Origin of the sequence: Caballeronia sp. dw_276 (assembly GCF_018449635.1) — a bacterium.
In the GTDB taxonomy this organism is placed as follows: Bacteria; Pseudomonadota; Gammaproteobacteria; order Burkholderiales; family Burkholderiaceae; genus Caballeronia.
In genome coordinates this window covers 524211-538008 of the sequence record NZ_JAAVUV010000004.1, presented here as the reverse complement: position 1 = coordinate 538008, position 13798 = coordinate 524211, and the positions used below count along the sequence as shown (strand labels likewise).

General features: G+C 60.0%; 9 protein-coding genes. All 9 read right to left on the bottom strand.

What is annotated here, in order from left to right; genetic code table 11:
• Nucleotides 1-38: 38 nt before the first annotated feature.
• On the bottom strand, nucleotides 39-779 hold the full coding sequence (locus HB633_RS11235; protein WP_213778162.1) for an amino acid ABC transporter permease: 741 nt from the start codon (nucleotides 777-779) through the stop codon (nucleotides 39-41).
• A complete protein-coding gene (locus HB633_RS11230) occupies nucleotides 776-1501 on the bottom strand; it encodes an ABC transporter permease subunit (protein ID WP_213778231.1) in 726 nt (241 codons plus the stop codon). Before HB633_RS11230 ends, HB633_RS11235 begins: the two co-directional genes overlap by 4 nt.
• Nucleotides 1502-1595: 94 nt before the next feature.
• Nucleotides 1596-2414, bottom strand: a complete 819-nt coding sequence (locus HB633_RS11225; RefSeq protein WP_213778161.1) for an ABC transporter substrate-binding protein — start codon at nucleotides 2412-2414, stop codon at nucleotides 1596-1598.
• Nucleotides 2415-2574: 160 nt separating this feature from the next.
• On the bottom strand, nucleotides 2575-2967 hold the full coding sequence (locus HB633_RS11220) for a carboxymuconolactone decarboxylase family protein (protein WP_213778160.1): 393 nt from the start codon (nucleotides 2965-2967) through the stop codon (nucleotides 2575-2577).
• Between the two features lie 173 nt (nucleotides 2968-3140).
• Complete coding sequence (locus tag HB633_RS11215; RefSeq protein WP_255580882.1) at nucleotides 3141-4019, bottom strand: GNAT family N-acetyltransferase; 879 nt, start codon at nucleotides 4017-4019, stop codon at nucleotides 3141-3143.
• Nucleotides 4020-4164: 145 nt separating this feature from the next.
• Nucleotides 4165-5007, bottom strand: coding sequence for a formyltransferase family protein (locus HB633_RS11210; protein ID WP_213778158.1), 843 nt, complete (start codon nucleotides 5005-5007; stop codon nucleotides 4165-4167).
• Nucleotides 5008-5101: 94 nt separating this feature from the next.
• Nucleotides 5102-7327 (bottom strand): TonB-dependent siderophore receptor, encoded by a 2226-nt coding sequence (locus HB633_RS11205; protein ID WP_213778157.1) that lies wholly within the window; start codon nucleotides 7325-7327, stop codon nucleotides 5102-5104.
• Between the two features lie 50 nt (nucleotides 7328-7377).
• Nucleotides 7378-8754, bottom strand: coding sequence for a lysine N(6)-hydroxylase/L-ornithine N(5)-oxygenase family protein (locus tag HB633_RS11200; protein ID WP_213778156.1), 1377 nt, complete (start codon nucleotides 8752-8754; stop codon nucleotides 7378-7380).
• A gap of 65 nt (nucleotides 8755-8819) precedes the next feature.
• Nucleotides 8820-13775, bottom strand: a complete 4956-nt coding sequence (locus HB633_RS11195) for a non-ribosomal peptide synthetase (protein WP_213778155.1) — start codon at nucleotides 13773-13775, stop codon at nucleotides 8820-8822.
• Nucleotides 13776-13798: the final 23 nt, after the last annotated feature.

Genomic DNA, 13798 nt, shown 5'->3' with positions numbered 1-13798 from the left:
CGCATTTCACGGCGCAAAACGACCGATTCCGGATAATGTTATTTCCGATGCTGGATTGGAACCGGCAACGGGGTCACTATCGCTCGTGGCTCGGCAACCGCCTCACGCCCCAGCAAAAGTCGCGTAGCCAACGCATCGAGCGAAGTGCAAAGGATCAGATAGAGAAGACCCACGAACAGAAAGACCTGCACCGGATAAATCATCAACCGGCTGTTTACCTGGTTCGCAAGGAACGCGAGCTCCGGCACGCCGACTATGTAAGCCAGAGACGTATCCTTCACAAGCGACACCCATTGATTGATGAAAGATGGCGCCATGATTCGGATTGCCTGTGGAAGCAGCACGTAACGCATGGACTGCCATCGCGTGAGTCCAAGTGATAAACCCGCCTGGGCCTGCCCGTCTCCAACCGCGACAATCCCGGCAAAAACCGAATGCGACAGATACGCTCCGCCGATCAGCGCAAGCGCGGCGACCACGGTCGCGAGACCCGGTACATTGATGTGAAGCAAGACCGGCAGTAAAAAGAAGGTCCAGAAGATCAGCATCAGGACGGGTATCGCGCGAAAGAACCCGATCACGGCGAGCAGAATTGTATGAAGCACGCCGCGCGTCATCGCGAGGCCAATGCCGCCTGCCAGTCCGAGCACGGCGGACAGCACCGCGGAAATAGCGGCCATGACCAGTGTCAGCGCCGCGCCACCTAACGGACCATCGGGAAAGCTGCCGACGAGCAAATACGGCACGTTTGCGAGAATCGCAGAGAAGGCGTCGTTCATCGGCGCACCGCGGTCCGCGCACCGCTGCGCTGAACGACGACGAGTACAACTTCCAGCATCGCGATGGTCAGGATGTACAGCACCGTCGCCACTCCGAACGCCTGAAAGGTCTTGAAGGTTTCAGTATCGACCTGACGCGAAGAGTACGAGAGTTCCGCCAGTCCGATCGCCATGGTCAGCGACGAGTTCTTCACGATGTTCATGTATTGCCCGAACAAGGGCGGCGTCGATATTCGCACCGCTTGCGGCAAGATGACATGAAAGAACGCGGCAAGCGGCGTGAGTCCGAGCGCTGCGGCCGCATTGTGCTGCCCGGCCGGAACACCCGATAACCCCGAGCGAAATTCCTCGCCTATGAACGTGATCGAATAGCAGGTCAAGCCGATCCACCCCGCCACGAATTCAAACGATGGCCAATGCAACCTGAAGATCCCTAAGTCGATGACGTGCGGCGTATTCAGCCACGTCATGGCATGCTCGGGCAGCAAGGTTGCCACGCCGAAATACCAGAACAGCAATTGCACGATCAGCGGCGAATTGCGGAAAACAAGGACATACAACGCGCCGGCGCGACGCAACGGCGCTATCCGCGACGTACGAGCAAGCGCCAACAAACAACCGCCTAAGGTCCCCGCCACAATCACCAGCGCCGACAGGCCCAGCGTCATGCCAAAGCCCTGCAGAAGCCACGTCAGGTATTTGGGCGCAAGCCATCCGTTTATCGGAATCATTCAGGTACACACGAATGGAAGATTGAAATGCGATGCCCGGTTCGACGTATCGCCGTCGAACCGGGCACGGTCAAACAGGCAGCAATCAGCTCTTTTGCGGATCGCCGATCTTGTACAAGCGCGGAAGCGGTGCGCGGCTTTTCGGACCGAACCATTGATCGTATATGTGACCGGCCGACCCATTTGCTTCGAGGTCCTTGAGCGTATCGTTGACGAAACTCAGGAGTCGCGGTTCGCCCTTTGGTACGCCGACACCTTCGTAGTCGTTGGAAATGGTGAAGGCCGGGATTTCATACTTGTCGCGATCAGGCACGTTGGCGAGCAAGCCAACGAGTTTCGGGCCATCCTGCGTGATTGCCTGTACATTGCCTGTTCGAAGCGCGGCGAATGCGAAAGGTGTGTCGTCGTAAGCGACGATGGTCGCGCGCGGGAACTGCGTACGAACCTGTTGCTCGTTCGTGGTCCCCTTGTCCGCGCCGACGCGCAGATCGTTCAACTGCTCGGGCGTTTTCAACGTACCCTTCTTCGCGATGAACTGCGTACCCGACGCGAAGTACGGCGTGCTGAAATCCACTTCCTTCTTGCGTTCATCGGTGATGGTGAAGTTCGCGAACACGAGGTCGACTTTCTTCGATGTCAAAAACGCGATCCGGTTGGCCGGGTTGGTCGGTTGGATCTCCAGTTTGACGCCGAGTTTGTCAGCGACGGCCTTCGCGTAGTCCACGTCGAGGCCCACGATCTTGTTGGTCTTCGGATCGACGAATCCGAAAGGCGGATTGCTGTCGAAGGTGGCTACACGAAGCACGCCGGCTTTCTTGATGTCATCGAGACGGTCAGCGTGGGCGAGGCTCGACATGACCAGTAGTGAGCCCGTCACCACGGCCGCGAGAAGTTTGATTTTCATTGTGGTTTGATCTGCGGAAATTTGGAAATTGTGCGCAGGCGAACCGTGCGTCACATGGCGCGAATGTAGCAGCGCATGGACGCGGGGTGAACCATCGATTTGTTTGGTGCTAAGTGTTGGGCGGAATAATGGCCACACGCTTGCCCGCCGCTACGACTTCTCACTCAAACGCAGGATCGATGGGCACGCGATATCCCACCGCGAGCCGGTTCGTCTCGTTTGCCATTCCAACGACCGCGATCAACTCTCCGAACATCTCGTCAGTCATTCCCGCACGCCGCGCGGCAGCCGTGTGGCTCGCCACACAATAGCCGCAGTTGTTCGTCACGCTCACCGCGACATACAACAATTCCTTGATGAGCGGATCGAGCGCACCAGGCGCCATCACGTCCTTCAAACTGTCCCATGTGCGCGCGAGCGTAGGCGGATGTTGCGCGATGAATTTCCAGAAATTATTGACGTCCGGAACACCTCGCTTTTCCTTGATGTCGTCATAAACGGCCTTTACCTCAGGCGCGGCGTCTGCATATTCGATGGGTTTCATCTGGCTCATAAATCCTCCGTCTTGCGATCAGGTTTTGAAAGGAAACGTCTAGCGGTTGCTTGGCAGTTGCTTGGCAGTTTTGCGGAATATATGAATATAACCAATCTGGATAAACGTCCAACATCAAAACCCGTCTGGCGTGGATATTCCCCGGCTCAACGAATTATTGCTACAGGCTCAAGCTAAAATTTGAAGTCATTGAAGAACTTCTCTCGCTCGAGCACCGTCAACGCGGCGCGCTTGTGCGGGAAGTCGAATTCCTTGAGGGTATAAAAACCCATCCTGTGCATGTACGCGATATGCCGCACATGATCAATACGCGGTTCGCCAACAAGTCGCTGCGTGCGCGGTTCATCGATAAACATGTAGTGCAACACGCCGCTCCACCACGCCTTGAGTTTTCCTGAACTCTGGAACTGCGCATCGCCAATCAGCAAATGCAGGCCGCGGTCGAAATCGCCGGCATCGTAGAACGGCCCAAGACGATCCTCTTTTGCCCAGTAGAACTCGAAATACCCGAAGGGTTTGTCGTCGAAGTAACCGATCATCGGATGCATGTGCGGGTCCGCCAGCCGTTCCTCGAGGTACGCGGCATGTTCTGCGCGCGTGCCTTTTTGATCCCAAAAGTATGCGACACGATCGAGATTCATCCACGCGCTGAAAACGTCCGCGTCGGCTCGTGGGTCGACCGTGCGCAAGCTCAGCGTCATGCCGATCAACGGAAAATATCGCTCATAGATGACACCCTTCGCATTCGGAGGGCGCACCGGATGCCGGCACTCCTGCGTCACGGTGTAGTTCAACGGCATGGCGCCAGAAGCAGTTGCCTTGAGCCACGGGCGCGCTTGCTGCCAGAAGGTCCTGCGCGATGTCGCAAGAAGGAGATGATCATCGAAAGGCAAAGCGCTATCGATCACGCCTTCTGCAATCGCGCGGGTTACGAATGCATCGACCGCCGGCGCGTCGGATCTCTTCGCCGACAGGGCGATCGTCGCGCTTTGACGCGATGGCTCACCGCAGAAAAGTTCGCCGAGCGCCGGCAAGAGATGCTCAGGCGCCATACCCGCGTGCCATTCGGCGGATGCCCCGTCAGCAACAGCGCTTTCGCCGTCAGTGACTTCAGGATAAAAAGAAACGTTCATCGTCGTGTCTCCGGCGTTGCGCGAGGTAGGTGTTCGGGGTGACGCGAATGCGAGCGTGGCACGCTCAAAGCGCCACCTTCGCAAAGCGATCCGCCATCACGGCAAGACCGCCTTCCAGCGCGGGGAAAAGACTCAAATTGAAGTTGTTCCAGCGCAGCTCGAGGATGGTGTCTTCTGTATGGATCGGCGTCTTCAGCACGTCGAAGATCACTTCGCCGGAGTCGATACCGTTATCGACATAATGAAACGATGCGCCCGTCATGTTCACCGGCGCGACGACTTCTGTTTGCATCGTGTTCCAGTCGGTCACCTTCTCGCCTCGGGCGCCGTACAGCGCGTCGAGCGTTGCGTACGCACCGCGACGTTCATACGGCGAATCGAGCCGCGTCACGCCCGGATGAATGTTCGCAATCCGCCGATGAAACATCGCGCCTGGACGCACGAGTTCATCGAGGATCACGAGCAAACCGTCGAGCACGACAAAGTCCGCCTCGAGCGCAAGCAGTTTCTCAAGCAGACGATGCTCGAAGGTGCTCTTTTGCGGCACGCGCTCCGGCGCATTCCTGGCAAGTCGCCGGTATGTCGATGGAATCGCATGAAGCAGCTTGTTGACACGGGTGCCCTGCACGCGCAGGTCCGCCGGATAAATCCACTGCTTGCCCGGCTGGCACGAGAAGCCGTAGTGCCTGAGCTTCTCACGATCCGCGGCCGAGCCTTCATCGTCGTCATAGATCACGCCCTCAAGCGAATATTCGTCGCCGAGCGCGGTACTGTTCAGACGCTCCACCAGGAATTCGAGCGGCGACTTCATGTACCTCCGGCCGCCCTTGTATTCGATCTGCTGCCCGGCACGATCGGCCGCTGCGTTCCTTAGCGACAGGACATAAACGAGTTTTTTCTTCGACATGACGTTGGATTGAAGAAGACTAGTGGTTTCGATACAAACGCGCGGTGCAATCGGACCGCGCGCTATTGCTCAATAAATGGACTTCGGGCCTTGCTTACCAGTCGTACCTCGCGGTCGCCACCACGGTGCGCGGGTTGCCGTAGAAGCATGTCGAGGTCGACTGGCAGCCGCTGACGAACGTGCGGTTGAAGATGTTCTGCGCATTGACCGCAAAGCGCCAGTTACGCGTGTCGTAATGGATCGCGGCGTCGTACACGGTGTAGCTCGGCACGTACAGCGAATTGTCGTAGGCGCCTGCCAGTCCACTTTGATACCGGATACCGGCTCCCAGACCCAGACCCGCGAGCGGACCCGTGTGCCATGTCCAGTCACCCCAGAGCGATGCCATCTGACGCGGCAAAGGAATCGACACTGGCCACTTGTTGAGCGAGTCGTCGTTGGCCTTGATGTTCTTCACGTCCTGATACACGTACGCCGCAATCACCGAGACATTGCGCGTCACCTTGCCGACCGCGCTCAATTCGATACCGCGCGAGCGCACCTCACCCGTTTGTATGGAAAACGTGTTGGTCGGATCGGTCGGATCAGGTGTGAGGACGTTGGTCTGGTTGATCTGATAGACCGCTGCGTTCAACATCAGGTTTTTGCTCGGCGGTTGCCAGCGCAGACCCGCCTCGATCTGACGTCCCTTCGTGGGTTCCGCGAGGCCGCCGCCGGACAACTTCACGCCAACGGTTGGATTAAACGATGTCGCGTAGTTGACGTACGGCGACAATCCGTAGTCGCCCAGGAACACCAGCCCCGCGCGCCCTGAGAACGCGTGATCGTTTTGTTTGAACTGCGTGCCTGCAACCAGATCGTCCTGCTTCGTATTGCTCCAGTCCTGCCTGCCGCCAAGCGTCAGCACCCAGCGCTGCCACTTGATCTGGTCCTGTGCATAGACGCCGAAGCTGTCCAGCGATGCCCGCGTATCGGTTTGTCCGTAAGAATCGGGGCCGCTGAAAATTGCATTCGATACCGGCGTATAAACCGGGTTGTACATGTTCAGACTCGGCCCCTGTGCAAGCCATTCGCTGTCGGTCGTGTTCTGACGGTTGTATTCGATACCGAGCAGCACCGTATGCTCGACGGGACCCGTGCCAAAACGCGCCTGCGCCTGGTTGTCGATATCGAAGCGGCTGTAGTTCGGCTGGAACAAACCCGCGTAACGTGACATGGTCTGCTGGGTCGGATCGCTGGCATCGAGACCTGCGCCCCAGACCGCGCCTTGATCCAACGACAGATGCATCCAGCGCACGTTCTGGCGGAAGGTCCAGATCGGATCGAACTTGTGCTCGAACTGATAGCCCACCGACCATTCCTTCTTCCGGTAATACGAATATGTCGGGTCTCCCGTGTACAGGTCCGGCGAAATCTTGCCGTTGGGGTTAGGCAGGACTGTGCCCTCGGCGGGCAGGAAGTTGTTCGACGCATCGCCCCAGTCCTGCAAGTAACTCGCAGCGATCGTTAGCGATGTGCTCGCGCTTGGCTGCCATCTGACAGATGGCGCGAACGCAACGCGCTGCTCCGCATGCGGACCCGTCAGCGAATTGCCGTCACGTCCCACGCCAACGAACCGATACGACAATGTTCCGTCCTTGTCGATCTTGTCGCCAATGTCGAAGGCGATCTGCTTGCGTGCATAGTCGCCGAGTTGCATCTCGATCTGACGTACGCGTTCGCCGTTCGCGAGCTTGCTCTGAATGTCCACGATCGCGCCCGGATCGCCTTGTCCGTAGAGCACCGACGTCGGGCCGCGCAGGATCGTGATGCTGTCGATCATGTATGGATCAACACGCCAGCTCGCCAGATTGAGGGTGTTGGGGACCTGCAGCCCGTCTTGGAATACGCTTGGCGTAAAGCCGCGCAACGCCGAATACCAGTCGGAACGGACGTCCGCACCGTACGATGAAAAACCAGGCGTATATCGCAACGCTTCATTGATACTGGTCGCGCCGGTCTGCTCGATCTGCGCCGCCGTGATCACGTTGATGGTTTGCGGGATTTCGTCGATCGGCGTATCGGTCTTCGTGCCTGTCGCGCTGCGTTTCGCCACGAGGCCCACAGTGCCGTTTGCTTCGGACGCCCCTTTGACCGTTATCGCAGGCAACGTGTCGCCCGGCGTCGCGCCTTGTTGTGTCTTGCTGTCCGGCTGCGCGCCCTGGGTTTCTGTTCCCTGAGCCGCGGCCTGAGCGTGCGCTTGTGCTGCCGCCGCTGCGTAGAATGCAATGCCCACCGCCGCCGCAATCGCATTCCGACGCGTCCCTGTTGCCCACTCCATTTTCCGTCGCTCCAAATCACAATGCGGCCTTTTATATGGCCGCGGTTTAATCAAAGAGCGATAGCCATGCGGCCGTCGCTCATCCCGTTTTTTTGTTGTGGTGTAATCCGGCTGGCCGGCCGGTCCCGTGCCGCGTGCTCGGCGAGCGACGCGACAATCTCATCCGAACGCAGCGCCAGGACAGACAACAGCGTGTCGGACAATCCGTGGCTGTCTTCACAGCAGCCTTGCAAATAAATTCGAGGTTTGAAATGCTCCGGCGTCGCGAGCCGGTAATCGCGTTCGACGTCGCCCTGGGCAAGTGCATCGCCGAGATGCGGCGCCAGTCCGTCGAGCAGGGCAATATGCGTATCGCGTCTGTAACCTGTCGCCAGCACGAGCGCGTCGAAGCGTTCGGCACGCCCGAGTCCCGTCAGGTTGTCGCGCAAGGTAAGCTCGATCTGCCCATCCGCCGTGCGTACCGCCGCTTCAATTCCAGTGTTTGCAAGCAGGCGGTGACGAACATCGTCGGAGACGTTTTGCAGATAAAGCATCTCGTAGATCTGTTCGATCAAAGGCCGGTCAACGACCGCGTAATTGGTATCGCGGAAACGCTCGATCAGCGAACGCCGGCCGTCTTTCGACTGACCGTAGACCACATCCGTGTAGGCGGGGCTAAAGATTTCGTTGACGAAGGGCGTGTCGTCCGCGGGCTTGAGCGCGCCCGAACGAATCACGAGGCTTGCATCGACATGCAGAAAGCGCCGCGACAAATCCACGAAGACCTCCGCCGCGCTCTGCCCGCCGCCGATCACTGCAACGCGTTTGCGGCGGGATGCATCGTTCGCCTTCCCCACCACGCGATCGATCGATGTCAGATACGTCGATGAGTGGATCACGTTGTGGCTGCCGAGCGCCGCAAACGCTTCGGGAACCTGCGCCGCCCCGCCTATGCCCACCGACAACGCGCGCGTGACGCGTTGCCATTCACGGCCATCCTGATCGCGGGAAGAGACGCGTAACGCACCGACTTCCTTGCTGCTGCCCGGCGTGTGAACGGGTTCTATCGATGTGACGGTTTCGCCGTAATGCAGCCGCTCTTCGAAGGCATCGGCCACCCAGCGAAGATAGTCGTGAAACTCGACGCGGGTCGGGTAGAAACTCTTCAGGTTGACGAAGTCGTTTAGGCGGCCGCGTTCGAACAGGTAGTTGATGAACGTGAAGCGGCTCTTCGGATCGCGCTGCGTGACGAGGTCTTTCAGGAAGGAGATCTGCATGCGGCAGTCGTCGAGCAGCATGCCGCGATGCCAGCCGAATTCGGGCTGCCGTTCGATGAAGCAATGCGCGAGGCGCGACGTGCCGGCCTCTTCTGCGAGACGCACGGCCAGTGAAAGATTCGACGGTCCGAAGCCGACGCCGATCAGATCGAATACGGTGTCTCTCTGCATGTCTCAGGTCCTTTATCGGTTTGCGCCGACGCGTTGAAATGGCGCGCGGCGGTTGAGTTGATCGGTCACGGTTCGCGCAGCTCCACGTTCGACGCGATCCTCGAGGCCAGGCCCGCGATGCTCGGCGTTTCGAAGACGTCGCGGATGGTCAATGCGAAACCGGCAGCGCGGGTTGCATCGATAAACCGGACGACGTCGAACGAGGTTGCGCCGGCATCGAAGAGGTTGTCGTCGTGGGAAAGCGGCTGGCCATTGAAGAGATCACGCCAGAGATGTTCGAGCGTGAGCGCTGTTGAAGCGGCCTCGGCGTCGAGCGTGAAAGGCGTCAGTGCGCCCGGTGTACCTTGGTGAAGCGGCTGCACGAATCCCAAGGTGGCGTTCGGAGCGTCTACGAATTGCATCACCACGTCCAGATACTCGCGCGCGAGCGCATCGGCGAACGTTGCATTGACCAGTTCGTTCGCGTAAGAAAATGCACCGGTCACGCGTCCATCGCGATGTTCGACAATATCCAGCTCGAGCTCGAAGACCACGCGATGCCGGACATCGTTGAACGCTTCAAGCGAGAGGCCCGCCCAGTCGTGCCCGGCGTTCGCCGCCGGACGCAAATAGTTGAACATCACCTGGAACAATGGATTCGTCATGCCTTCGCGTGGAGCGCGCAATGCCGCGACGACATCGGCGAAAGGCGTATCTGCATGTGCGTACGCCGCGAGCGCCGCGTCCCGTACCGCATCGAGGATGGTCGCTGGCGTGTCACATTCAGTCAGTTGCGTGCGGACGACCACCGCATTGATGAAGAGACCGAGCGCGTAGCGCGCGGCATCGCCCGAATGCTCGCGGGTTGAAGCGAGCACGCCGACGGGTTGGTCGATCGCGCCAGTCATCCGATACAACACCACGTTGAGCGCGGCGTGTAACAGCATGGGCAACGTTGCGTGCGCTTCGACCGACATTGCGCGCGCACGGCGTATGAGCGCTTCGTCGAACTCGAACGCGATGCGGCTCGCCGTCCAGCGCGGTTGCATTGCACGACCGGATGGCGGCGCCGGCAGGATGTTCGACGCAGCAGTGTCCAGCGTTTCCAGCGCGTCGCGCCAAAATGCAACGCGAGATTGCGGCGCGGCCATTGGAAGAACCGGCGATAACGGAGCTGAATGTGCGACCGGTGCACCGGACCGTAGCGCAACGTACGTCGAACGGATTTCATCGAGCCAGAGATCGATCGAATGACCGTCCGAGACAATGTGATGAATCACGAGCGAAAGCACGTGATCGTCGTCGGCAAGTCTAAGAAGCCGCACGCGCCAGAGCGGCGCTGCTTCAAGCAGGTCGAAGGGAGCCAGCGCGTCTTCGTCCGTAAGCCGATTCGCGCGCGCGACGGGCGCTGGATTGTTCGAGAGGTCGATCACGTGAAGTTCTATCGGTCGCGGGTCTTCAATACGCTGACCCGGGAGGCTTGTCCCTCTTTCAACAAAACGCGTGCGCAACGCAGGATGACGGGCAGCGGCCTGCGTGAACGCTCCACGCAACGCCTCGACGGAAAGCTCGCCACGCAGTCGCAACGCGACCGGTATGTTGTAAGCGGCACTATCGGGTTGCGTGCGCCACAAAAACCATAAGCCGAGTTGCGCGGGTGACAACGGCAAGATGCCATCGCCATCCGCTTCCAGTTGTTTTTCGACTGACGCATCCAGCAACGCGTCCGAATGTCTGGCAAGCGCCACGCGCTGGGCGTACTGCGATAAAACCGGCGCCTCGAAAAGCGTGCGAACCGGCACGTCCCGTCCAAGCTGCTCGGCAACGCGCGTTGCCACCCGCACCGCCGCGAGCGAGTGACCACCGAGTTCGAAGAAATGGTCCGCACGGCCGACGCGTTCGACCGCTTCCGCGCCCAGCACTTCGCGCCAGATCCGCGCTATGGCGATCTCCGTTGCGTCCAAGGGCACTTCATAAGCGCGCTGCACGCGCTGCGGTTCAGGCAATGCAGCGCGATCGACCTTGCTATTCGTATTGCGCGGCAAGGCGTCGAGCACGACTATGAACGCCGGCACCATGTAGTCCGGCAGCGTGTGGCGCAGGTGTGCGTCCAGCTCGGCGGCATCGGCACGAACGGAGCGCTTGCGTGCTTCATCGGTCAGTTCGACGTAGGCCACGAGCGCCGCTTGCGCGCCCTTGCCGTTCACCACCGCAACGGCCTCGCGCACATCGTCATGCGCCGCGAGTTGCGCTTCGATCTCTCCGAGCTCGATACGCAAGCCGCGCAGCTTGACCTGATGATCCACGCGGCCGATGAAATCAAACACGCCATCGGCGCGGCGCTTCACAAGATCCCCCGTTCGATACAGCCGCGCGCCCGGAACGCCGAACGGATCGGGCACGAAACGCTCAGCCGTCATTGCGGATCGATCGAGATAACCGCGCGCGACGCCAATGCCATCCCCACCCAGATACAACTCGCCGATCACACCGACAGGCAGCGTGTTCAGGCGTGCGTCGAGGACATGCGCGGTACGCGCCCCGACGAGCGTGCCGATCGGCAGATACGCGCTGTCGGCAAGCTTCGCGGGATCGTCGCCGGGGTTGAACATCCACAGCATTGGCGTGATGACCGTTTCCGTCGGGCCATAGCCATTGACGATGCGGGCATGCGGGAACGCGCGGCGCATCAGCGCAAAGGCTTCGCGCGACGTGGCCTCGCCGCCCACTGTCAGCGAGCGCAACGTAGGCGGCGCGCCGTGTGCGAGCGCCCACTCTGCAAGTTGCGTCGCGCAGCCGGGCGGCACGTAGGTCATGGTCACGCCTTCGCGCACCATCATCTTGCAAGTCAGCGCAGGCGGCCATAGCGTATCCGCCGTCACAGCAACGGCCGCGCCGGACATGTACTGCGAGAACCAGCCTTCGTGCGAACCATCGAAGTTCACGGACTGGAACAGCAGGAACACATCCTTCTCGCTTACCCCGTAGCGCCTCGCGATCGCCGCGCAATGCAGCGCGAACGATCCATGATCGACGATCACGCCTTTCGGCTTTCCCGTCGATCCCGATGTATAGATCACATAGGCTGCTTGCGTTCGCGAAACCGAGGGCAACGCGGTGCTGTCGTCGTGGAAGAGACTTTCGTCATCGACCAGCCAGATACGCACGTGATCCGAGACTGGTAGCGCGGACAGGCTTGCGCGCTCGGTGATGATGTGGAGAATCTGCGCATCGTCGATGATTTGCGCGAGGCGTTCGCGCGGATGGCTTGGGTCGAGCGGGACGAACGCACCGCCGGATTTCAGTGCTGCGATCAAACCGACTGGCAGGTCAACGGAGCGGCTCAGAGCGACTCCTACGCGCATTTCGGCGCTGACGCCTGCAGCAACCAGACGCTGTGCGAGCTGTGTTGCGCGTGTATTCACTTCGTGACGCGTGAGCGAGCGATCCACGTCCGCCACGCCGCGAGCATTGGGACGCGCACGCGCATGATCGGCTATGCGTTCGTGGACGGGCCTGAACGGGCCATCGTCGTCGGGCGGATTATGGTTCCATGCATCGAGCTGAATGCGTTCGGCGAGCGGCAACCATTGCAGGTCGCCGACTGCAATATCTGGTGTATCAAGTGCGTTCAACAGCAATTCGATAAACCGCTGCGCCAGGCGATCGATGGCATCGGCTTCGAACAGATCGAGCGCGTAAAGAAAAGCGGCGTCGATGAAGCCATCGTCGCGGACCTCGAAATTGAGCGTCAGGTCGAACTTTGCGAATGGCGTGCCCGAGGGCAACTCGGTCACGCGGACATCGGCGAAAGACGGCAACGGACGGCGTGCGCCATACGCGGCTATGACCTGGAACAGCGGATGATGGCTTGCGCTACGCGCGACGCCCGTGGCCTCGACCACTTGCTCGAAGGGCACGTCCTGATGCGCCTGGGCATCAATAAGACCTTGCGCCGTTGCATCGATAAGCGCAGAAAAACTTTTCGTTGTATCGATGCGCATTGCGAGCGTCAACGTGTTCACGAAGAAGCCGATCAATCCCGCGGTTTCGGCACGTTCGCGATTTGCGGCCGGCACGCCGATCTGGATATGTTGCTCCCCTGACGCACGCGCGAGCAATGCGTTGAGCGTTGCAAGCAAAACGGCGAATGGCGTTGTGCGGTGTGAGTGGGCAAGATTGGTGATGCGCTGCACGATCTGGGTGTCGAGCTTGATCACGTGACGCGCGGCGCGCGCGCTACGTTGCGCCGGACGTGGCGCCGCCCCTGGGAGCATCAGCACGTCACGCTCCGGGTCGATTTGTACACGCCAGAATTCAAGTTGACGATCACGCTCGCCAGCGTCGAGCCAACGTCGTTGCCATAGCGCGTAATCGGCGTACTGCACCGGCAGTGACTCGAGTGTGACCGCATCGCCCGTTGCATACGACCGGTAGAACGACGCCAGCTCCGCGAGCGCAACATCGCCCGACCAGCCGTCCGACACAATGTGATGGGTGGTCAACGCAAGCCAATGTGTCCGCGCATCGAGGCGAATCAGGCATGCGCGCATCAGCGGGCCGTGGGCCAGATCGAAGGGTTTGGTTTCATCGGCGAGCGCCAGTTCCTCTGCCCGGGCCTCGCGCTGCGCAAGCGCAATACCGCTCACGTCGAATGTCTGCCAGCGGCATGGCTCCGGCGCACGCACGGTCTGCATGACACCATTCGCACCTTCCGAAAACGTCGTGCGCAACGCCTCGTGACGCGCAATCAATGCGTCGCACGAACGCCGCAGCGCATGTTCGTCGAGTGTCCCGTCAAGACGCAGACGCTCGGTGATGTGATATGCGGCGGGCTCGTCGATCATCCGCGCATGCAGCCAGAGACGGGTCTGTGCGAACGAAGCCGGAACGCTTGCGGAGCGCTCGGCGCGCGGCGGTATCGGCAGCATTCGAAAGTCGATTCCCGTCGCCGGGAGTTTTTGCAGGAACACTTTGCGTTGTGCGTCAGGTAATTGCGCGAAGCGTGCTGCGAGAGAAAGCAAATCCGGTCGTGCCGTCATCGTTGATCCTTGGTTCCCGGTCT